Source organism: Alteromonas sp. 4NS20-0143 (assembly GCF_057542855.1).
The window spans coordinates 640519-663657 of the sequence record NZ_BAAJLR010000001.1; the positions used below are offsets into that span (position 1 = coordinate 640519).

The 23139-nt window shown below is 44.3% G+C and carries 11 protein-coding genes; all 11 read right to left on the reverse strand.

Annotation, left to right across the window (positions count from 1 at the left end; all coding sequences use genetic code 11):
* Positions 1-57: 57 nt before the first annotated feature.
* Entirely contained in the window at positions 58-957 is a 900-nt protein-coding gene (locus AC27HD_RS02690; protein WP_487103590.1) for a PEP-CTERM/exosortase system-associated acyltransferase, read from the reverse strand.
* A gap of 90 nt (positions 958-1047) precedes the next feature.
* Positions 1048-1554, reverse strand: a complete 507-nt coding sequence (locus tag AC27HD_RS02695) for an RNA methyltransferase (RefSeq protein WP_032094177.1) — start codon at positions 1552-1554, stop codon at positions 1048-1050.
* Positions 1555-2319: 765 nt separating this feature from the next.
* Positions 2320-3159 (reverse strand): patatin-like phospholipase family protein, encoded by an 840-nt coding sequence (locus AC27HD_RS02700; RefSeq protein WP_032094178.1) that lies wholly within the window; start codon positions 3157-3159, stop codon positions 2320-2322.
* A 227-nt stretch (positions 3160-3386) separates the two neighbouring features.
* Entirely contained in the window at positions 3387-7718 is a 4332-nt protein-coding gene (locus tag AC27HD_RS02705; RefSeq protein ID WP_487103591.1) for an alpha-1,6-glucosidase domain-containing protein, read from the reverse strand.
* Positions 7719-7801: 83 nt separating this feature from the next.
* Positions 7802-10882: a TonB-dependent receptor gene (locus tag AC27HD_RS02710; protein WP_487103593.1), complete on the reverse strand. Its 3081-nt coding sequence runs from the start codon at positions 10880-10882 to the stop codon at positions 7802-7804.
* Positions 10883-11476: 594 nt separating this feature from the next.
* Positions 11477-12970 (reverse strand): tryptophan halogenase family protein, encoded by a 1494-nt coding sequence (locus AC27HD_RS02715; RefSeq protein ID WP_487103595.1) that lies wholly within the window; start codon positions 12968-12970, stop codon positions 11477-11479.
* A gap of 213 nt (positions 12971-13183) precedes the next feature.
* Entirely contained in the window at positions 13184-16105 is a 2922-nt protein-coding gene (locus AC27HD_RS02720; protein ID WP_032094180.1) for a TonB-dependent receptor, read from the reverse strand.
* 386 nt (positions 16106-16491) lie between these two features.
* Positions 16492-17364, reverse strand: coding sequence for a succinate--CoA ligase subunit alpha (gene sucD, locus AC27HD_RS02725; protein WP_013783986.1), 873 nt, complete (start codon positions 17362-17364; stop codon positions 16492-16494).
* On the reverse strand, positions 17364-18530 hold the full coding sequence (sucC, locus tag AC27HD_RS02730) for an ADP-forming succinate--CoA ligase subunit beta (RefSeq protein ID WP_032094182.1): 1167 nt from the start codon (positions 18528-18530) through the stop codon (positions 17364-17366). The genes sucD and sucC overlap by 1 nt, the downstream gene beginning before the upstream one ends.
* A gap of 153 nt (positions 18531-18683) precedes the next feature.
* Positions 18684-20201 (reverse strand): 2-oxoglutarate dehydrogenase complex dihydrolipoyllysine-residue succinyltransferase, encoded by a 1518-nt coding sequence (odhB, locus tag AC27HD_RS02735; RefSeq protein WP_032094183.1) that lies wholly within the window; start codon positions 20199-20201, stop codon positions 18684-18686.
* 9 nt (positions 20202-20210) lie between these two features.
* Positions 20211-23030 carry a 2-oxoglutarate dehydrogenase E1 component gene (sucA, locus tag AC27HD_RS02740; protein WP_487103598.1) on the reverse strand — a complete coding sequence of 940 codons (2820 nt, stop codon included), beginning with the start codon at positions 23028-23030 and terminating at the stop codon, positions 20211-20213.
* Positions 23031-23139 lie beyond the last annotated feature (109 nt).

Here is a 23139-nt window from a genome sequence, read left to right on the forward strand (position 1 = left end):
CGCGTTAACGTATTGTTAAAAAACATGCATACGTATTCAACCCCAAAAAACCTATTACTATGCTGCTACTGAAACCCTTTCCTCACGCTTTGTAACAAACGGAACGTTAGCGGTAGAGGTGAAAGCATCAACACTCATTTTATTCAAACTAGGCTGAATGCTCTGATGCACCTCTTGTTGAAAACGCTTTAAAGTGTTTGAGAGTTCGCTCACTAAAGTAGTTGGTGAAAGGCGGTAAGGCACTCGCTGCCCTTTAAAGCTGATAGCTTCGCCAACTTCATTAAAGTGAATGCCAAACGCCTTCATTCGTCTAGCCAACTTTGGCTCCATTAGCACATAGGCGTGAGACATATTTAAATGCAAACAGACACTGGTGGCCATTAAATAGAGCGCAATCGATAAATAAGGTAATTGTTCAATATTGAACTTTAGGTTTTTGTCTTGCTTTACTTTCGCCAGTTTTTCACTTGGTAACACTTTTGTTTTAAACTGCCTAACTCGAAACTCTCTGGGCACAGCGAGACGAGAAATTTCACATACGCCGTCAGACACTAAATTAGAAGGCAAAAGTGACGAACAAGAAAATGCATCGGAAAACTTGTCTTCCAGAGGTAGAGCGCCACTGCCATGCTGGGGTAATACTAGACGTATTGTACCTGCGCACTCTCCGGTAGGAAGGTGCTTAATGTAGCAGTTCACTGCCCTATCGTCGTACTTGTCTACCTCAAGAGACGACGCTCTTGTCTGTTCAAACTTCATTTCTTCACAATAGACTTTATGACGTGTTTTAAAACTGACGTCTTTGTCCTTTTCATCGTTGGCAACAACCAGTTGATAACGGCTAAAAAAGAAACGAACAATTTCTTCGTCGATGGCGGGTTGTTTGGCAAACATACTTGGTAGCAATGCTGGTAAATTGTTAAATTTCTGAGAAACCACATGGTTAAACTTACTCATCGCTTTTCTTGTTCTTATAATCAACGCAAAACTCCCAAATTTTCATCATTTTGGTAAGCGTCCTAGCTCACATGAAACACGCACAATCGATTAGATTTTCGTTGTGTTATTTGTGTCTCTACTGCTCCGTATTAGCGCATCCCCGCTAACAAAATCAGACTTTGATAATCTATCGTACAACAGCACATTCGCTGTGGCGGCCAAGTTCATACATGAATATGTTGGTATGTACACAACATGGTCACACCAGGTAATAACGTCACTTGGCACACTTCCGTCCTCAGGACCGAGTATATAAAACGCATTTTCTGGGTGTTCGAAGTGCGGTAATGGCACAGCACCTTCTACTAACTCAACACACACTACTTTTGCACCTTTAGGCACAACATCTTTTAAATTATCGACACCAACAGTTGGAATAATTTTGTGAAACGCTTTTGTATCTGCGTTAAATTCCTTTGCCAATCTGTATCGCTGGCCGGTATAAAAAACCGACGCTACACCATAGCAGCCGGCAGCCCGTAAAATAGAGGCAACATTCACCGGATTTTTTGGATTTATTAAGCCAATTGAGGCCTTTTGTTTTGCCAGTTCCATACTTCAGCTCAATTCACTGTTTTTATTGTTAGCGGATACTGCCACTTATTCTTACCACCTACCACACGCAGCAACGTAAATTAGGCTAAGGTATAAGTTTTAAGCCCTTTTACTCGTCACTTAGAGGTCAATTACATGTATAAATACCGAGAACACATCAGTAAATTGAACCTTAATTGTGTGACCTGCTTTATTATTTTGTTTAGTTAAAGCAATTTATGAACCAGAAGTGCGTAAAAATTACAGTGCGCAATGCGAATATCTTACAAGAGTATGTAAAGAGTACAAGGAAAGTATGGTTAAACCATTTACACTTAAGAAATTGAGTCAGAGCGAGGCAATAAAATCAATGTATTCAATACTTTAAACAAAACCTGCTGGTCAAATGGCCTTTAAAATTAAAAGTAATATTTGTTCTTTTACCTTTTTTAATTGGATTTCTGAGCGGGATACAAGGAAGGCGTTTTTGGAACAAGTGCATTTCGCTCATTTAGATGTATGCAATCGGGTACAGTGTAAGGCGCTGATTTTGCGTTCTTATACATCGTCACACTCTAAGAGTGAGTGAATTTTGAGCTGCAACAGCGTTATGTATCAAAAAAGATACGCTGCTACAGCTTGTAATAAATATGTTTATTCTAATTGAACGCGAAACCCCATCAATTAAATGAGGCGTGTTAGCCTTTTAAGCTAAGGCAGTGCGTTAGGATAAAACGTGCTGCATATTCTAAGCACGTGAAATAAGGCTTAACCGGACTTACTGTTTCAGGCCACATCCTTCATTTGACCGGATAAAAAACGTCTTCCCATCCTTCTGCCTTGGGCATAGCCTCTTAAAAGCTTCTTTTTGTCCATAGTTAAACGCTTTACGCCAAAAGAGGCGTCTGGAGCAATGATGTGTATTTTGCAGTCTGCTGGAGGGTTAGTCAGAAAGTGTAAGGTTTCGTTATAGGTTTTCGACCGATTAATCAGCGTACGGAGCAATTCCGGTTGATCGCGATACATTTTCTCTAACAACCAAGGAGATTTCAGCTCAGGTTTTGTAAATCCCGGTGGCTGAGACAAAATAACGGTGATGTCTCTCGCCCCCATCGCATAAGCCTGCCTTGCAGGTATGGCATCGGCAACGCCACCGTCCACATAGCGCCGGCCATCGATAACTGGCTGCTCTCGAAAAGCCGTCGGTAAAGCGCAAGAGGCAACCATAAGATCATCAACGTTATCTTCGTTCGCTTGAAAATATTCACATAATCCAGAATTAACATTGGTGACACCCACAAATAAATCGATGTCAGTACCAGTATGAGGTGCTCGTATGCCAAGAGACTGTTTTGAGTGATGCCACAACCAATGAACATCGGTCATATGGCCACCTTTAACAAACCGAAGTGGACTAAAAAACTCTCGCTTGGTCGCATACTGTAAAATAATTTTTTTGCTTAACCCCTGCATATGAGTGACATAGGTAGATAGGTTAGTCGCCCCCGCAGAAACACCAATTGCAAAGTCAAAGGCAAAATACTGCTCATCCATAAGCTTGTCTAACACACCTGCGGCAAATACACCTCGCATGGCGCCACCTTCAACCACTAATGCTCGTTTCATACATTTATCCTTCCCTGTTATCGCCATCGTGTGTAAATGCCATTAATAGAGCTGGTGATACAAAATTCGCGCCATTAGGGCGTATTGAACTACCTTAGATAATTCACTGAAAATAACGGGTTTATAAAAGGCGCAGCATAGGTAAAGAGAGAATAAAAAACCGCAATATCGTCGATATTGCGGTTTATACCTTGTTTCGTCGGATACACGCTAAGCGTGTTAAGAATTTACTTCATGGAAACAGTCAGCGTTGGCATTGCACCATCAGGACCTGAAACTTTGAATTCATACAGCCCAGCTTCAGCCACATCTATCATCAGGTTATTATTACTACTTCCCAGAATTTTTGGTGTACCTACACTTACCGCATTGGTCGCTGAATCATTAGGGTTGCCTAAGTTTACCGTTGACCAATCTTCTGAGGCAACTTTGAACTCAACTGCTCCAGCACTCAACTCTACCTCAGCTACATATTCACCAGCACCTAAATAAGAGAACTTATCAACGGCCTCCCAACCATTCATGCCACCGCGAACAAATACATCGGTTTCACCCCAGAAATCCTCTTTGTACACACCAATAGTAGGAGCATCCTCATTTGACACATTGAAAACAAATACATAGCGATCGGCATTTTCAATAGTAAGGATAAGGTTATCATTGGTCGCTGCTAATCCAACAGACTGCCCGACAACCACATTTCTATCACTGTCGTCGCTACTAAGCGCTCCGAAATTAACGGTACTCCAGTCTTCAGAGGCGACTTTAAATTCATAGGTACCAGGCTCTATATCTCGAGCAAACGTATAGATACGGCTTCCTTGGTACTGGAATTCTTCAGCGGTTCCCCAGTCGTTCATTGCACCACGAAGATACACTGGTGTGCCAACATAGGGCTCCTCATTCTCTACCGTCAACACTGGCGCTTCGTTGTCACTGGCATTAATAGTAAATAGATAGGTAGCATCAATTGAGGGAGTGAACGCAAGGTTTGTATTGGTTCTACCTAATACTTTTTCAACGCCATCCGTTACCGTACCATCATCACCGTCAACTGCTCCGAAGTTCACCGTATCCCAGTCTTCAGATGCAAACTTAAACCCATAGGTCGTCCCGCCAATAAGGGGAACCGCAACGGAATAAACCCCGTCACCTTGATAGGTAAATGCATTATCTAAAGACCATCCATTCATATCGCCACGTAGATAGGCCGTAGTATCGCCATAAGGCACCACATCAGGAGCGCCTGATGTCGCAAACGCACTTAGTCCATAACCTTGTGCACCCGATTGAGGCTTTACAAAAACGGCAATGGTTAACGCCGGTACAGAAAAAGTGCCATTACCATCATCACCTTCTGTAAACGTTGCGCCTCGCACGCTGCTGTCAACTGAATTTGCATGAGTAGCATGTAACATAAAGCCTTTGGCAGTATTTACTGTAATGGTTTTCTCATCATAGCCCGTGTTTATCAGAACCATAATCGCGTCGTTCATCATATCGATATCGGCACGAACAGTATCATCAGTTTGGACAGCACCATCGTCGATGCTCATCGCAATTAAGCCTTTTTGCTGATTACTGCCAATATTATGAAAACCAATGCGATCGATAATATCGTTAGCGTTAGTTAACCTAAATAAGGGGCTAGACATACGAATTGAAAGTAGCTCTGCAAACACATCAGAAGCAAACATTATGTCGGCTGTCGATGCGGCGCGTTCTGGATCGTAAATAAACTCACCCATTTCTTCCCAGCGTGCCTCATTGTCTTGCGCAAGTGGTAAACCTACATTCCAGTTGTTGGTGCCATAGGTAAAGTCAACATAGTTAAACCAGTCACCGGAATCGTAGGTATTGCGGTCCATAGACTTAGAGCGCAGCATGTCGCCACCCATTTGCAAAAATGGAATACCTTGAGCGACTAAGTTAATCCCCATAGCCACATTTTGCGCTCGAACGCGCTCTTGCAAGCTGATGTCTTGCGGCAATGTGTAGTTCAATTGATCCCACAGGGTTTCATTATCGTGCTTAGACACATAGTTAATGATGTCTGCAGGATCTTCAGCGTAACCGCCTAAATTACTGGTGGCCCCCGCACTACCCGATGAAGTTTCAAGAACGTAGTCTTTCAATGTTCCAATCAAGCTCATTTTTACGCGGTCTTGGTCGCTAAGCAGCGCATCTGAATCAGGAGAAAAAATGTTTCCCTGACGGATGGCCTCGCGAATACGATCGTTAAACGTGCCAATTTCAGAACCTGCCATATTTAGCTGATTAGCCTGCTCATAACCCCGCTCTATTTTGGTCCACCCCTCGCCATAGAAATAGTTATCTTCATCAACTGTCTGCACCGCTTCACGTAAACGCAGCATAGTGTCTTTGGTTGCTTGGCTCATAATGTCAAAACGGAAAGAGTCATATTTGTAGTGCTCAGCCCACATGAGCAAAGAGTCCTCCATGAACTTTTCCATCATCACATTACGCGGCTCTGTATCATCACAGCATGTTTCGCGAACAATTGCTCCAGTATCTACCTCGTAACGGTGATAGTACCCTGGTACCGTTTTATCGAGTACAGACTTTGAAAATACACCCGACGCGTTGGTATGGTTGTATACAACATCGAGCGCAACGCGAAGCCCCATTTCGTGCAGCGCTTGCACCATTGCCCGCATTTCTATAATGCGCTCTACACCTTCAGCGCTTGACGCATAGCTTCCTTCAGGCGCATTAAAATGATGAGGATCGTATCCCCAGTTAAATGTGTCTATACCGCGAAGATCATTAGTAAGCTGTTGCGCTTTTGCCGCTTCAGCAAGAGGGTCGTAGCTGTTGTACACGTCAATCAGCAGCGTATTTTCATTCTCTTCTTCGCATACTGCAGCGTCATTAATTAAACGACATAGCTCTCCCACGGTGTCATATAAATCAACCGTATTTGTAGGGTCTTCATCGATGGTGGCAATATCATTTGCAGGTAAAATGTGAAAGTAGTTCAGTCCTGCGTCAACGAGCTTTTGAAGATGCGCAACAGGTGCTGTGCCCTCCTCCGTAAAGGCGAGGTACTTGCCGCGATTTTCTTCAGACGTAGATTCGTCCAATACACTAAAATCGCGTATATGCCCCTCGTAAATCACGGCATCTTCAGGGTTTTGGATAGTTGGAATTGTGTGAGAATCCCACCCTTCGGGTTTTAAGTCTTCATCTGCAAGATTCACAAAGCGTGAGAATCGTCCATTGGTGCTTAGCGACACTGAATAAGGGTCGGTGACCAGTAATGTTTCAATATTGCCCGTATTAGGATGAAATACCGTTATTTCATAACGATATAGTTGTCTATCTAACGTGCTATCACCCTCGTACTTCCAAATGCCAGAATCGTTATCACGCACCATCTCAATACGCTCTGATACACTCTTATTGTCGTTGTAAATAAGCAAATCGACATTAGAGGCAGTAGGAGCCCACACGGCCGCAGTTATGCCGCTGTCGTGATAAATTCCACCTAATTGAGCTTCATCTGCATCATTTTCACCACGAGTGAACAATGCATCAATCGCATTAGCAAGCTGAAGTCCGGTTGCAGCAACAAGATTACCTTCGCTGTCATACCCGCCAAGCGCAGTTTGTGTGGTGATAACGGTTTTTGCATCATCAACAGACCAATTACCCTCCCAAGCAGTTAGTTCACTCAAATGAGGAGCCAGTGCCGTCTGCTCTTCAGTTAGGGTTGAAGGCATCAGTTCGACAATCGTTCCATTGATGCCATTTTCTAACGTACTTTCTAAATCTGCTGTGGCCGAGTAATGTAATTTAACTGTGGCTACTGACTCAGGTACGTCCCACAATATGGTATTAGCATCTAACCAGTGGGCGCCAAAGCCCTCAATATCAACTGCCTGAGGACCCAAAGACATAATAGGGAATTCGAACAGCGTGGGCTCACCTGATAGCGTAAAGTTCATGCGCACAAATGTTTCGTCATCCTGAACAAGAGACGCTTGAAAATCGCCGCCGCCCAGTTCTTTACCCGCATCATCTGTTCCTTTATGGATGATAAAGTTGTGACAATCGCCATAGCCTTCTTTGAGTTCTAAAATCCAATACGCGCCATAGTTTGCGTCTACCCCATTATGCACACGTCCGTTAGCCCAATCTGTATCGGCGTCGGCATACGCATCGCAGGTATCATTATTCCAAGTATGTAAACGCCAGCCTTCGTAGGCCGCATCATTACTGCTATTGTCTGCATCGACTGCTGCCCGGTTGTAATACAACACCGCTTGATTTTCACCAGGGGTAAACACTGGCATAGGCAGAGACGGATCGGCGCCGACGACACAAGCATCATTGGTTTCGTTAGGTACGGTTGGTGCTTCACACGCAATAGGCGGAGGCGCAACGCACTCGGTTCCCGTTTCATCGGGTACGTTAGGCACCTCACAAGTTAGTAATTGATTGGTGCCAGACTCAACGTCCGAGCCCCCACACCCTGTTATTATGAAAGCGCCTACTATTAGCACGGCTAACCGCCATACTCTTAAGCGAGTAAACATAGTGTTCTCCTGATTTGTTCTTATATTTGTAGCTTTTATTTTGGCTTTAACTAATGGGATAACGTTGCCCAAGGCTAGAGATTTCATAATCGGTATGTCATCCCTAAGAAGTACTGAGTGCCAAAGTATTGAATAGTGCCGGTTTGTTCTTGTGACGAGAAATAGCTGCGAGTGGGCTCATCGGTAAGGTTGTTTACCTGAAATAATACGCTCCAATTCTCGTTCAATTCGTAAGACGCTTGATAGTCAACGACAAGCTCAGAATCGAAGTTAACTACCTGATCATTAACGGCGACTTGTTGAGAAACAAACGAATCTCTAAAACGTGTGGAAAGACGGGTTTCAAATCCTTCGTATTCCCAAAATGCGGTAAGAGTGGCTACGTTTTCAGACAAACCAGGCAGGCTCGTTGCGTAGATTCCATCGCCAAGTGTGCGCTGAATCTCACTTTCTGTGTATGAGTAGCTTGCGCTTATGCCTAGGCCAGACCAAAAGCCAGGCAACATGCTGTAAATTTGCGTATAGGCGATTTCGATACCACGAATATAACCACCTTCTGCGTTGTTAACCGCTGTACTGTAACTTCCGTTTTCTGTCGGCACAGTTACAAATAGCGGGTCGCCGTTAGCATCTACGGCTAATTCTGATTCTTGGCCGGTGAACTCTGGGGTTAAATACACCGGAACTTGCACAGAATCTGGCGTAACAATGCCATTCCCTTCAAAGTCGTATGGGTCTATTTCGATATCTTCAACAAACGATTCAATATCTTTGTAAAAGCCTGCAATAACTAATGCACCTTCGGTTTCGCTAAAATAGTACTCCCAAGACACATCGTATTGAGTAGCATAAAATGGCTCTAAGTACGGACTATTACGGGCGTTGCCATTGACTCGAGCTGTCGGCGTAGATAGGGTTATTTCCCCAGAGTCTCGGTCTTGAAACGCGGTAACTACCTCTACGTTGGTCGAAGCATTTGCAGCAAAACGATTTATTGGTGCCCGCCCCATGACCTTTGCAGCAGCTACACGTAATTGCATATCGTCGTTGAGCTGAAAGTTTAGGTTGATTGAAGGCAACACATCGCTGTATTCATGGCTGAGTAACGCAGGGCGATAAAAGTTGTTAATAAGACCTACATCATCGGTAATGTTTTGCGCCCCGGCTGTTGGGTCGCTAACCTCTTCGGTTGCGCCGGTTTCTAAATCAGAAATAAGCTGGGTGGCACGCTGAAGCGTGGTTGAGCGTTGTTTACTTTTTACGTAACGTACCCCCACGTTACCGGTGACAGGTAAACTCCCAATTTCCGTACTTATCGCTGCCATTAAGTAGGCTGAATTCACAGTTTCAAACACGTCGCCACTTTCTTGTAACGTCCATGCAGTTGCCGGCCCTGTGCCCGGGCCATTTATTACCCCTGCTGCACCTGGCCCCCAAGTTTGAACCGGTACAGGCCTGCCGTCTGGAAACCATGCGTTAAGTGCACTGTCCAAATCTACTGACAGATAACTTGGGAAATAGCCAAAGTCTCCGCTCCAGTCAACCTGTTCCACCATATCCGAGGTTAGTTTTAGCGGCGGTTGGCTTACTGAGAATGCGCTGTCGTTTCCATACTCAAACACAGAGCGATCGTTGGTATATTCTCTGTCTGAATAGCGGTAGCCAAATTCCAAGCCGGATATAACGGGTGAATCTATAAAATATTGAAAATCGATTCTGTAGGCATCTAATTCGTCTTTATTTTCAAAAGGGTAAATACCATACTTGCTTACCATCACTCGGTCGGTATTGGTGAACGCGCTCATTTGATTAAAACCTAAATCAGGTAAGTCTAATCCATTGAGCAAATAGGATATTTGAACATTCTCATCAAAAACAGGGTTGGCTGCATTGGCATCCTCACCCACTAGAGACCACAACAAACCGTTTCTAAAATCGCTCTCAGCGGTAGAACGAGAGATGTCGAACTGAACCGCTAGGTCGGCACTAATTTCCCAATTGGCATTTACACCAAAGTTTGCAACGCTATCAAAATCTTGATTGTCATCGTTTACTAGCTCTACACGAGTAAAGCTATTGTCTGTGCGTGAAAATGTGCCGCCAATCACGCTATTGTTTACAACAGTTGGATTAGTGATGCCTGCGTTAATCCCGCCCAGTTTCACTCGGAAACCTCGCGCGAAGGCTTCAGAGTCAAACTTTGAAATAAAGGCGTCGGCTTTTAGCGTAAAGGTGTCGATTGGTGCCCATTCAATGGCAGCCACATAACCATCGCGAGTTTCCTCACCCCCTTTGTGCTGCATTTCAAACCCTTCGGATATGTACTCACACTCCACACATGAGTCAGGCCCATCAGCGTCACCTTCAATGCCGTCTACATCCACAAGTCCGTTATATGCAAGACCTATAAACTGAGTTGAAACACTCGGTTGAAATAAGCGGGCATACCCTAACGACACGCCTACCGTGTCATCTAAAAATTTACCTTGATAGGAAAAGCTAAGACGATGGCCGAATTCCTCTGCGTCAGAAACTTCTGATGCCCTATCGTTATACATCCCTCGCATATTGGCGCTGAATTTATGTTGCTCCTGTATTTTAAGAGGAGATGCTGTCTTTAATTCAACCGTTCCAGCAATACCACCCTCAATAAGGGAGGCTTTCGGTGATTTATACACCGCAGCTTCACTGATGAGCTCCGAAGGATATTGGTCAAATTCAATAGCGCGGCTACCGCTTGTAGAAACCTGTTCGCGGCCATTTAATGTTGAAAATACAAAGTCACCAGAAAGCCCCCTAATGTTTATCTGTGCAGCTTGGCCACCGGTGCGAACTGCTGAAATACCCGGGAGCCGAGTTAGCGCGTCAGCCATTGATACATCCGGAAGACCGCCTAAGTCATCCGCTGAAATTTGTTCTGACACTGTGTCTGAAAAACGCTTTTGGTTTAAAGACTGAATTAAGCTAGTACTAAATCCTCGTACTTCAATGCGCTCAAGTTCTTCCCGTGGGGGAACTTCAACCGCTTGTGTTGAATTAGCTTCTGTGGTGGTTTTCGCTTGTGGATTGTCGGCCTCTTCCTGTGCATAGAGGGGCAAAGACATAAAGGCCACCCCGCTGCTTATCAGGGCTGCCATTATTGTGCTGGGTTTAAATGTTTGCATGGGTGTCCCATTCTTTGTTTATTATCGACAAGTTAGGACTACAACAGCTAATCCGGACCTTAACTTGCCTCTTTTGTTCCAGTAATGAATCTTACTGTTTTGTACAAAAAGGGAGCAATGCTATGCATACGTATTCATTTACATATCTGCAACATATGTTTCAAATACAAGGGGTTTGTAAGCATTTAAGTTACAAGCTACGTAAATTAGCGACGGGTTTAAAATAGGCTTAATGAGAACATGTTTAAAATCAGGATGCTAATAAGCGTATTTAAAACGGTAAGGTTAAGCTTAGGATGTAGAAAAACACAGGGATATTAAAAGAGAAATATAAGGTAGATAGTTGAAAATAAGTCATAAAAGTATGAAAAAAGATAAAGCGCGGGATTAGTATAGGAGATTACTTTACTTAACCTACGTTCCCTTTTTACAACCAATAGAGTGATTGAACAAAGATAGAGGCAAAGGAAAAAGGGATAAACACAGAGCCTTTGGCAGGAAAGCGCGCTGGCTCCGTGTTAAATCGATGGTAGCTAATTTTTTATACAACCTGATTGGGAGCGTCGGATTTATGGATAAATATGCAAAAGCGTTTTATAAGCCGCAAAACTGTTTAATAAACATATCGTGAGTCGCAATTTTTCCCACGGGTTCATTTTTGATATTTTTAATATTACGCATTAACTCTAAGAGTTTCTCATCCGACATGGCGTTCGCCAGTGGGTGGTAATCGTTAGCGTCAATGCCCTGGCCCATCATCACCTGTAGCCATGAACTCTCTAAGAAAAGGTCGTTTTGCTCTCTAAAAATATTTCCCGACGCCTTAAATAATTCTATTTTATGGGTGAGACTGTTTGGTACTTCCATGTTTCTCACGTCACGCCAAAACTGGCTATCGTTACGTTCGTTTACATGATAATGCAATATTATAAAGTCGCGAATTTGCTCGTATTCCAATTTAGACTGCTGATTGTACTCATCAATCTGTTCTTGCCTAATTCCATTGTGAGGAAACAGGTGAATTAAACGTACCACGGCTGACTGAATAAGATGAATACTGGTAGATTCCAACGGCTCAAGGAAGCCGCTAGCCAGCCCTACCGCAATGACGTTTTTGTTCCATTGCTTACGTCTACGACCAGTTTTAAAACGTATAAAATTAGGGTCGGCCAGTGGCTTGGTATCGATATTATTAGATAAAATATCTAGCGCCTGATCGTCACTGTAAAAGTTACTGCTGTAAACAAGGCCGTTGCCGTTGCGATGCTGCAACGGAATACGCCACTGCCACCCAGCGCTGTGCGCAATTGAGCGAGTAAAAGGGCTCGTCTCTTCATGACGTTCTGAGGGCATTGCCACAGCGCGATCGCATGGCAACCAATGTGACCAATCTTCATAGCCCGTATTGAGGGTTTGTTGGGTAAGCAAACCTTTAAACCCTGAGCAGTCGATGAAAAGATCACCGCTTATTGAGGTGCCATCCTTTAACGTGACGGCTTTTATAAAGCCGTTTTCGGTATGCTGCTCTACCCGCTCTATAATTCCTTCTTTACGAACAACCCCCATTTCTTCGCATTTTTTACGAAGAAAGCGGGCGTAAAGCGAAGCATCAAAGTGATACGCATAAGGCATTTCAATGATGGGATCAGGAGATTTTATGTGGGCAAACTTTCCCGCCTCGCAGGCAAGATAGTTGAGGTCATATTCCCATATAGAGTCTTTCAGACCCAATTTTTGCGCGCGTTTAAAATAATGATGAAAATGGCAAAACGCAAAACTTTTACCCGGTGCACCAAAGGTATGGTAATAACTATCACCCTGCTCTTTCCAATTCTCGAAACGAATAGCGAGCTTCATAGTAGCTTTCGTTTCTCTGAGAAATTCTTTCTCATCCAAACCCAGCATCTTATTGAGCAGTATAATGGGTGGTATAGTCGCCTCGCCCACGCCTACGGTGCCAATATCTTCTGATTCCAGCAATTTAACGTTAACTCGAGAACCTAATAGACGTTTGACAACCGCAGCTGAAATCCAGCCAGCTGTTCCACCACCCACAATTACTACATCTTTTACTGCTGTGTTTGTCATATTTTTGCCACTGCCGCTTGTAAACTTCACCTTTTTATTAACGCTTGAGCGTACTGCTTTTTGCTTTTGCTTCTGCTTTAACGATAATAAAAAGAAGGGGTTTACGATAAAAGGCCCCAATCAGCATGACTATTTGGGGCCTTCATTTTTATCTTTCTAACTCTGTTTATACCACTCCCAATGAGAGCGGCACAAGTTAAGCGTTATCAAACATTAGAACGTATAGTTAACACCAAGTAGGAAGTTGCGTCCATACTGTTGGAATTCAGTAATTTGACGCGCGTCGCCTGGGTTAGTACGGATAGTTGGCTCATCGGTTAGGTTTTGACCTTGCAGAGTAACGCGTAAGCCGTAAAGTGCCTCAATGCCAGACTCGCTAAAGTCATAACCGATTTGCGCATCCCACTGTTCAACACCAGCATCCTGTATTTGCGCTAGTGAAAGACTTACCGCTCTTGTTTCTGTGCTAAAGGCATCACGCTTGGTGCCAGAAACACGTACTTCAAATCCATTGCTTTCATAAAACGCGGTAAGTGAGTAAGTTTCATCTGATAGTCCTGGTACTGCATCGCCGTTGTCTAACTCACCGTCTAGGAAAGTTGCACTTGCGAACATACCGAAACCTTCAAGAGATTCGTGGAACAAGTCAAACGGAATACTACCTTGTACTTCCCAGCCTCTAACGAAACCTTCAAGGCCGTCTTCACGGAAACTCACAACACCGTTAAATGTAGCTGGTGGAACAATATCGTTCTCGTCTAACACGTCATCGCCGTTGATATCGGTTTGACCTGAAGTCTGATGGAAGCCTTCAATGAATGACTCAGAAAAATCACCAATTGTTTGGCCGCTAACGTGCCAGTTAGTTAGGTCTTTATAGAAGAAGCTAACAGCGACGTAACCAGAATCTGCAAAGTAATTCTCATAAGCAATGTCAAATTGGTTTGCTTGAAGCGGTCTAAGTTGTGCATTACCCGAGCTTGCAGACCAAGGCCCGTTAGCCACGTTTTGAGAAATAATTTGCTGGTCGTTAAACGTGAAGCTAACCGTGTTGTTAGGTCTCATGTCATCCATACGTGGACGGCTCAACACTTTACCCATCGCGGTACGGATAAACTGGTTCTCAGCAACCTCAAAGCTTAAGTTAAGCGTCGGTAGAATATCGTGGTACGACGAACCATCAGAGACTGGCGTTACAGCTGTGAAGCCTGTTGGACCGGTTGTTGTATTAAATCCAGTCCCCGTTTGGTCTACATCGATGATTTGAAGCCCTAAGTTACCTGTGATGAAAATACCACGTAACTCAGTATCAATGCTTAACTTGGCGTATGCAGTCAACAAATCTTCGGTAATGGTATAAGTGTCACCGATACGACCGTTTTCAAACAGTTCAGCTTCAGTTTCAATGTAGTAGCCACTTCGGTAAAGAGCTAGACTGTCGTAGGCTACAACACCTTCCACACCAATGTGGCTTAAGTCAGCTACGCCAATAGGGTTTGGAATAGATTCTGAACTTGGCCATAGTGGAGAGGTTAAGAAAGCACCATTGTTGTCTTTTGCTTTTTCACGCTCTTGATAATTTACACCAGCGGTAAATTTAGAGAACATGCCCCAATCAACAAAACCTTCAATATCAAGTCTTACTGCATCTAGAGTTTCATCAAAAATTGGCTCATTCACAAAACCATCTTGCGCAGTATCTGGACCAAAGCCTTCAACGCCTTGGAATTGCTCAACAGGTGCTAATGAACCGCCCCATGCTTGAGGTCCAGCGAGTTGAATTAAAGATGGGTCGGTTAAATCAACACCGTCAAGAGTTGGGTGATCGCTGTAAACCGCACCTGTAGATGTCATTGTCCACGAACGCGGAGTAAGTGGGCGACCGTCAACACCGGCACGTCCTACACCTGAATAACTTTCGATATCAGTGATAGTCTTATCAACTTCACCCATTGAAACGTCTAAAGTTGCCGTCCAGTTGTCGTTAATGTTGTATTCAACATTAAGACCAAAAGTAGTTAGCTCCGCCTGTTGCTGACGCGAATCGTTACGGATTACAGAGTGGAAACCATCGTAGTATCCTGATGTTACAAGACCATCTTCAATACCTGTGATTGTGTACTCGCTTGTACCCCACTCAGCACCACCTTCTTCGACCCCTCTTCGAACATCGTTTTCTTCAAAATCGATGTATAGCGCGTCAAATTGAATAGTTAAATCGTCGGTTGGCGCGTATTCTATGACACCGGCAATTGACGTACGCTCTAGCATGGCAGAACGAGTAAATGAGTCGTTACCGCCTAAAATCACGGTACCATCCGGAACCTCGACTGTATCCTGGCCATCAAATCGTCTTGGATTCCATAAAGGATTGCCATTGTCATCAAATGTACCCTCTGGCGTTGTATTGACATTGGCATATCCCCAACCACGGAAATACTTTTCTTGTCGTGGCGATTCCATATCAGCAACAACAAGCGCAACACCTAATGTGTCGTTTGCAAACTGATCAACGTAGTTAAACGATATTCTGTGACCCTTGTTGTCAAAATCTGGGTTACCAGAATCTTCACCGTTCATCTCAAAGCTGCCGTTTATTGCAAACGTTTCTTTTGCTGTTAACGGGCTTACTGTTTGAATGTCGATGGTACCACCGATGCCCTGAGTCATAAGACCGGCTTCAGGTGTTTTATAAACAAGTATGTTAGAAACGATTTCAGTAGGATACAAATCGAACTCAACCCCACGGTTATCACCCATACCTAATAGTTCGCGTCCATTAAGCGTTGTACCCACGTAGTTTTCATTAAAACCACGCACTGAGAGACCACTTGTTCTGCCGTTTCTACGCTCACCGGCTAGACCTGGAAGGCGGGCTAGTGATTCAGCAATAGAGGTATCTGGTAATTTACCAATATCTTCTGCAGAAAGTGCCTCTACAATTGAGGTGTTGTCCATTTTTATCGCTTGCGCGCGTTGTAAACTTCCGCGGATGCCACTAACTTCAATGACTTCCACTGCCGTTTCATCAACTGCGTCTGTATCTGACTGCTGAGCTAGTGCAGGAGCACTACCAAAAGCAACGCCGCCAGCGATAAGCGCTGTCTTAATTAGGTTTGGTTTAAAGTGTTTCATAAAACAGGTGTCCCGTAAGGTTTCAATTTTTGCCTATTTAATTGTTATTGTGACAAAGAAATGACAATAGATTACATGGCGTAATGCTATAGAGGTGTGAGTTATTGCACAATTGCTTGCATACGTATTCAATCCACTTTTTCAACAATACGTTAACATTAGCAGCAAATGTAATTTTGTAAGTTAATTACGCAAAAGGCATAAAAACGGGGCTTTCAGGGTGTTTTGTTGTTCTTTTGTTTCATCAAGGCAAAATAAAATGTAAATAGAAAATCGTGGAATATGTCTATAGGAAAATGCTCATCCATAAAAAAACCCGCTGAAAGCGGGTTTTTTATAACTATTTAAAGTAGCTATTTAAGATAGCTACTTGGCATGTCTATCGCTTACCAACCAGTGGTTTCGCGTAGTGCTTTACCAATTTCAGCTAGAGAGCGCACGGTTTTAACGCCCGCATCTTCTAGTGCTTTAAATTTCTCGTCAGCTGTACCTTTACCGCCGGCAATGATTGCACCTGCGTGACCCATACGCTTACCTTCAGGTGCAGTTACACCCGCAATGTAAGAAACAACAGGCTTAGTTACGTTAGCTTTGATGAATTCAGCAGCTTCTTCTTCTGCTGTACCACCAATCTCACCAATCATAACGATAGCTTCTGTTTGAGGATCGTCTTGGAACAACTGAAGGATGTCGATGAAGTTAGAACCCGGAATAGGGTCACCACCAATACCAACACAGCTAGACTGACCGAAACCTTCGTCAGTAGTTTGCTTAACCGCTTCGTACGTAAGTGTACCAGAGCGAGAAACAATACCTACTTTACCAGGCTTGTGAATGTGACCAGGCATGATACCAATCTTACACTCTCCAGGAGTAATCACGCCTGGGCAGTTTGGACCAATCATGCGAACGCCTTTAGCATTTACGTATTCTTTAACGTAAAGCATATCTAGCGTAGGAATACCTTCAGTAATACAAACGATAAGCTCGATGCCAGCATCAGCAGCTTCAACGATTGAATCTTTACAGAATGCAGCTGGTACATAGATAACAGTTGCCGTTGCGCCTGTTGCTTCTACCGCTTCACGTACTGTATTGAATACTGGAAGACCTAGGTGCTCAGTGCCGCCTTTGCCTGGTGTAACACCACCAACCATTTGCGTACCGTAAGCAATCGCTTGCTCAGAGTGGAAAGTACCTTGACCACCAGTGAAACCCTGACAGATTACTTTGGTATCTTTGTTAATTAATACAGACATTATTTGCCCTCCGCTGCAGCTACAACTTTCTGTGCTGCATCAGTTAGCGACTCAGCAGCAATGATATCTAAACCAGAGTTCGCTAGAACCTCACGGCCAAGCTCTGCGTTTGTACCTTCAAGACGTACAACAACAGGAACATTAACACCCACTTCTTTAACTGCACCAATGATACCTTCGGCAATCATGTCACAACGAACGATACCACCAAAGATGTTAACTAAAACCGCTTTAACGTTATCGTCAGATAAGATGATTTTGAATGCTTCTGCAACACGCTCTTTAGTCGCGCCGCCACCAACGTCTAGGAAGTTAGCTGGCTTGCCACCGTGTAGGTTTACGATGTCCATTGTACCCATTGCTAGGCCGGCACCGTTAACCATACAACCTACGTTACCGTCTAGAGCAACATAGTTAAGTTCGAACTCAGCAGCATGCGCTTCACGTGCATCTTCTTGAGTAGGATCTTGCATAGCTTTAACTTTAGGCTGGCGATATAACGCGTTGCCATCGATAGCTAGCTTAGCGTCAAGACAGTGAAGGTCACCATCTTCTTTGATTACAAGCGGGTTAATTTCAATCAATGCAACATCAAGATCTTCAAACATCTTAGCTAGGCCAAGGAAAATCTTAGTAAATTGTTTGATTTGAACGCCAGAAAGGCCAAGTTTAAACGCCATTTCGCGTGCTTGGTAAGGCTGAGCACCAACAATTGGGTCGATTTCAGCTTTAAGAATTTTCTCTGGTGTTTCTTCAGCAACAGTTTCAATCTCAACGCCACCTTCAGTAGAAGCCATAAACACAACACGACGGGTTGTGCGGTCAACTACTGCACCAAGGTACAATTCGTTAGCGATATCTGTGCAAGTTTCAACAAGGATTTTGCTCACAGGCTGACCATTTTCGTCAGTCTGGAAAGTCACCAAATTTTTGCCAAGCCAGTTTTCTGCGAAAGCTTTAATTGCGTCAGTATCTTTTACTAACTTAACGCCGCCTGCTTTACCGCGTCCACCTGCGTGGACCTGACATTTTACTACCCACTCACTACCGCCAATGCGGTTAGCGGCCTCTACAGCACTTTCAGGAGTGTCTGCTGCGTATCCTTCAGAAACAGGTAGACCGTATTCTTTGAATAGCTGCTTACCTTGGTATTCATGCAAATTCATGGTGTTTCTATCCGATTTTTAGTAAGACAAAAGTCGCAAATGCGACTTGATTAGTTTGGCTGATATTATCACATCAAATATCAGCGTTGCGTTAGAAGCAAACACAGCATAGACCATATTTGCCACTAACCACAATTGCGTGAGACGGAAGTCTTATACGTCTAGTAATAGACGTGTCGGATCTTCAAGCATCTCTTTTACGGTTACCAAGAAGCCTACTGACTCTTTACCATCAACAATTCTGTGATCGTAAGAGAGTGCAAGATACATCATTGGCAAAATTTCTACTTTCCCATTAACCGCCATTGGACGATCTTGGATTTTATGCATACCCAAGATAGCGCTTTGAGGAGGATTAATGATTGGTGTAGACATTAGTGAACCAAAAACACCGCCGTTCGTGATGGTGAAGTTACCACCTTGTAGATCAGCCATTGCTAGCTTACCGTCACGACCTTTCAATGCTAATTCTTTAATACCCTTCTCAACACCGGCCATACCTAACGTATCGGTATCTTTAAGAATTGGTGTTACCAATCCACGTGGCGTTGATACTGCAATAGAGATATCGAAGTAGTTGTGATAAACAATATCATCACCGTCAATAGACGCATTCACTTCAGGGAAGCGCTTAAGGGCTTCAGTCACTGCTTTCACATAGAAAGACATGAAGCCAAGGCGAATACCGTGACGTTTTTCGAAACTCTCTTGGTACTGCTTACGCAATTCCATAATAGGCTTCATATTTACTTCGTTAAACGTAGTAAGCATGGCCGTAGAATTTTTCGCTTCTAACAAACGGTTCGCGATTGTCTTGCGAAGACGTGTCATTGGAACGCGTTTTTCAGTGCGATTTCCAACCGGTAAGTCTGGTGTTGCTTCGCTTGATGAAGAAGCTGCCGCAGGTGCCTTATTGCCACCTTTCAGGTGCTTTTCAACATCTTCTTTAGTGATGCGACCATTTTTACCTGTGCCTTTAACACTAGATGCATCGACACCTTTCTCTGCAAGTAAACGACGAACTGATGGGCTTAATGCATCGCTGCTATCATCGCTCTCGTCACTATCATCTGCAGGAGCAGACGCAGCAGCGCCGCCAGAAGCGCCTTCTACAAACTTAGCAATCACTTCTTCAGCGGTTACCGTTGCACCCTCTTCGGCAACAATTTCTGACAGTGAACCATCAGCAGGAGCTACCACTTCAAGTACCACTTTATCCGTCTCAATATCTACTAGATTTTGATCGCGCGATACCGCTTCGCCAACACCTACGTGCCAAGTAGCGATAGTAGCGTCAGCAACAGACTCTGGTAATACTGGCACTTTTACGTCAGAAGCTTTACCAGCAGGTGCGCTTTCAGACTTATCAGCTTTTGCTGGTCTAGACTCTTTTTCAGAGTCAGACGAGTCTGATTTAGCCGGAGCAGCAGCGCCGCCCTCTTCAAGTTTCGCGATAACCTGCTCACCTAAAACCGTTGCACCCTCTTCGTTCAAGATCTCACCGATTGTACCGTCCGCTGGCGCTACAACTTCTAGAACTACTTTATCAGTTTCAATATCAACCAGATTCTGGTCTCGTTTAACTGCATCACCGGCTTTAACGTGCCAGGTTGCAATGGAGGCATCGGCAACTGACTCAGGTAGAACCGGAACTTTTATCTCAATTGTCATTTCTGTTCCTTATTTAATAGTGAGAGCGTCTTCAATCAGTGCTTTTTGCTGCTGATTGTGAACGGATACATAACCTACTGCAGGCGACGAGGATGCTTCACGACCCGCATATGTTAACTTTGCACCTTCTGGAATTGCTTGCCAGAAATGGTGTTGGCTACAGTACCAAGCGCCCTGATTTTGAGGCTCTTCTTGGCACCAAACCCAATCTTTTACGTGACTGTACTGTGCCACAATTTTTGCGCATTCTTCTTGCGGGAAAGGATAAAGCTGCTCTAAACGAACAATAGCAACATCGCTTTGTTCGTTCTTACGGCGTTGGTCCAGCAAATCGTAATACACTTTGCCCGAACACATTACCACGCGCTTGACGTCTTTCGGATCTATGTCGTCAATTTCACCGATAACGTTGTGGAACTTACCTTCACTGAGTTCTTCAAGAGAAGATACAGCCAGCGGGTGACGTAATAGTGACTTAGGCGACATAACAATAAGTGGCTTACGCATAGGGCGAACCACCTGACGACGCAGCATGTTATATACCTGCGCTGGCGTTGACGGAACACACACTTGCCAGTTGTGATCGGCGCACATTTGTAAGAAACGCTCTAGTCGCGCTGAACTATGCTCTGGACCCTGACCTTCGTAGCCATGTGGTAACAAAACAGTTAAACCACACAAGCGGCCCCATTTTGCTTCACCTGAACTTAGGAATTGGTCAAACACAACCTGTGCACCGTTGGCGAAGTCACCAAACTGGGCTTCCCAAATGGTTAAACAAGTCGGTTCGGCAGTCGCGTAACCATATTCGAACGCCATTACCGCTTCTTCAGACAACACGGAATCGTAAATTTCTATTTCGCCTTGGCCTTCTCTTATATGTTGCAGAGGAAGGTAAGTCGAACCGTCTGTCTGATTGTGAAGTACCGCGTGGCGGTGGAAGAACGTACCGCGACCACTGTCTTGGCCTGTAATACGAATATCTTCGCCCGCATCAACAAGGGTAGCGTAAGCTAAATTTTCTGCCATACCCCAGTCGAGAAGCTTTTCGCCAGCGACCATAGCTTTTCTGTCTTGATATAACTTGTTTACACGAGACTGAAGCTTGTGGTCTTCAGGGAAAGTCGTAATAGACTCACCCAATTCTTTAAGTTTTTCTACACTTACGCTGCCGTCGTACGGCGTATCCCAGTCGTGACCTAGATACGGAGACCAGTCAACGCTGTGCTCTGTCATCGGGCGCCACTCTTCTACAACACAAGCTCCGTGATCAAGCGCTTCGCGATACTCTTGTAGATAGCGGTCCGCATCACGCTGCTCAATAACGCCTTCAGCAATGAGCTGATCGGCATATATAGCACGTGGAACAGGATGCTTCTTGATTTTTTGATACATTAACGGCTGTGTTGCGTTAGGCTCATCAGCTTCGTTATGACCGTGACGGCGATAACAAACCAAATCGATAACCACATCTCGCTTAAACTTCTGACGATATTCAAGCGCTAGTTGGGTTACAAACGCAACGGCTTCAGGGTCGTCAGAATTTACATGGAAGATAGGAGCCTGAACCATTTTCGCAATATCAGTACAGTATTGCGTAGAGCGGGTATCTTCCGTTTTTGACGTAGTGAAACCAACTTGGTTATTGACTACGATACGCACAGTCCCGCCGACAGCAAAGCCTCGGGTTTGTGACATATTGAAAGTTTCTTGTACAACGCCCTGACCTGCTACAGCCGAATCACCGTGAATGGTGATAGGCAATACCGTATTGGTATCGTTTTCGCGGCGAACAAGACGTGCTCGCACAGAACCGATAACCACAGGGTTAACAATTTCCAAGTGAGATGGGTTAAATGCTAACGCTAAATGAACGTTGCCGCCTGGGGTGGCAAAGTCAGAAGAGAAACCAGCGTGGTATTTAACGTCACCTGCACCAAGTGAATCGTCGTGCTTTCCTGAGAACTCGTCAAACAATACTGACGGGTTCTTACCTAGCACGTTAACCAACACATTTAATCGGCCGCGGTGGGCCATACCAATAACCACTTCTTTAGTGCCAGCCGCGCCGGCTTTGGTTATTAGCCCTTTTAGCATGGGTACTAACGCGTCGCCACCTTCAAGAGAGAAGCGTTTTGCGCCAGGGAATTTCGCACCAAGGTACTTTTCCATGCCGTCAGCAGCAGTAAGCCCTTTAAGAATGCTTAATTTCTCGTCACGAGAAATTTCTGGCTTAGCCTGCACCGATTCAAACTTTTGCTGTAACCAACGTTTTTGGTCGGTATCGGTAATGTGCATATACTCAGCACCGATAGAACCACAATACGTTCTGTTTAGCGATTTGACTAATTCACCTAACGGAAGCGACTCTTTACCAATGGCATATGAGCCTACGTTGTAAACAGAATCGAAATCTTCTTCAGAGAGGTTATGGTGAGAAAGTTCTAGGTCGCGCACTCTAGCTTGTTTCCAAAGCCCTAGCGGGTCAAGGTTAGCGTGCTGATGTCCGCGAAAACGGAATGCATTAATAAGCTGGAGAACTTTAACTTGCTTGCCGTCTGAACCACTTGCAGAGGGTGCCGTGGAGCTAGACATTCGTGCAGTTGGACCTAACGCAGCAAGTTGCCTAAATTGATTTTTAATTGCTGTATGATTAGTTTCTAATGCTACGCCATCAAGATTGGGGAGGTTATCGAAGATTTGGCGCCATGTTTCGGAGACGCTTTGAGGGTCTTCCAAATAGGCTTCATACAACTCTTCAACATAGGCAGCGTTGGCACCTGCCATGTGCGAGGAATCCCACCACGCTTTCATCACGCTTTCTTGCATTTAATTTGCCTTGCTACGTTTTATAAAATCTAGTTAACAATCAAGTACTATTATAAGGCTATTCTCAACAGAACCAAGTGTTATCACTATGAATACATAAAAAAATAGC

Coding starts and splice junctions, on each gene's coding strand:
- AC27HD_RS02720 (WP_032094180.1), bottom strand. CDS start 16,105: ATGAAACACTTTAAACCAAACCTAATTAAGACAGCGCTTATCGCTGGC.
- AC27HD_RS02705 (WP_487103591.1), bottom strand. CDS start 7,718: ATGTTTACTCGCTTAAGAGTATGGCGGTTAGCCGTGCTAATAGTAGGC.
- sucA (WP_487103598.1), bottom strand. CDS start 23,030: ATGCAAGAAAGCGTGATGAAAGCGTGGTGGGATTCCTCGCACATGGCA.
- odhB (WP_032094183.1), bottom strand. CDS start 20,201: ATGACAATTGAGATAAAAGTTCCGGTTCTACCTGAGTCAGTTGCCGAT.
- AC27HD_RS02695 (WP_032094177.1), bottom strand. CDS start 1,554: ATGGAACTGGCAAAACAAAAGGCCTCAATTGGCTTAATAAATCCAAAA.
- AC27HD_RS02715 (WP_487103595.1), bottom strand. CDS start 12,970: ATGACAAACACAGCAGTAAAAGATGTAGTAATTGTGGGTGGTGGAACA.
- AC27HD_RS02710 (WP_487103593.1), bottom strand. CDS start 10,882: ATGCAAACATTTAAACCCAGCACAATAATGGCAGCCCTGATAAGCAGC.
- sucD (WP_013783986.1), bottom strand. CDS start 17,364: ATGTCTGTATTAATTAACAAAGATACCAAAGTAATCTGTCAGGGTTTC.
- AC27HD_RS02700 (WP_032094178.1), bottom strand. CDS start 3,159: ATGAAACGAGCATTAGTGGTTGAAGGTGGCGCCATGCGAGGTGTATTT.
- sucC (WP_032094182.1), bottom strand. CDS start 18,530: ATGAATTTGCATGAATACCAAGGTAAGCAGCTATTCAAAGAATACGGT.
- AC27HD_RS02690 (WP_487103590.1), bottom strand. CDS start 957: ATGAGTAAGTTTAACCATGTGGTTTCTCAGAAATTTAACAATTTACCA.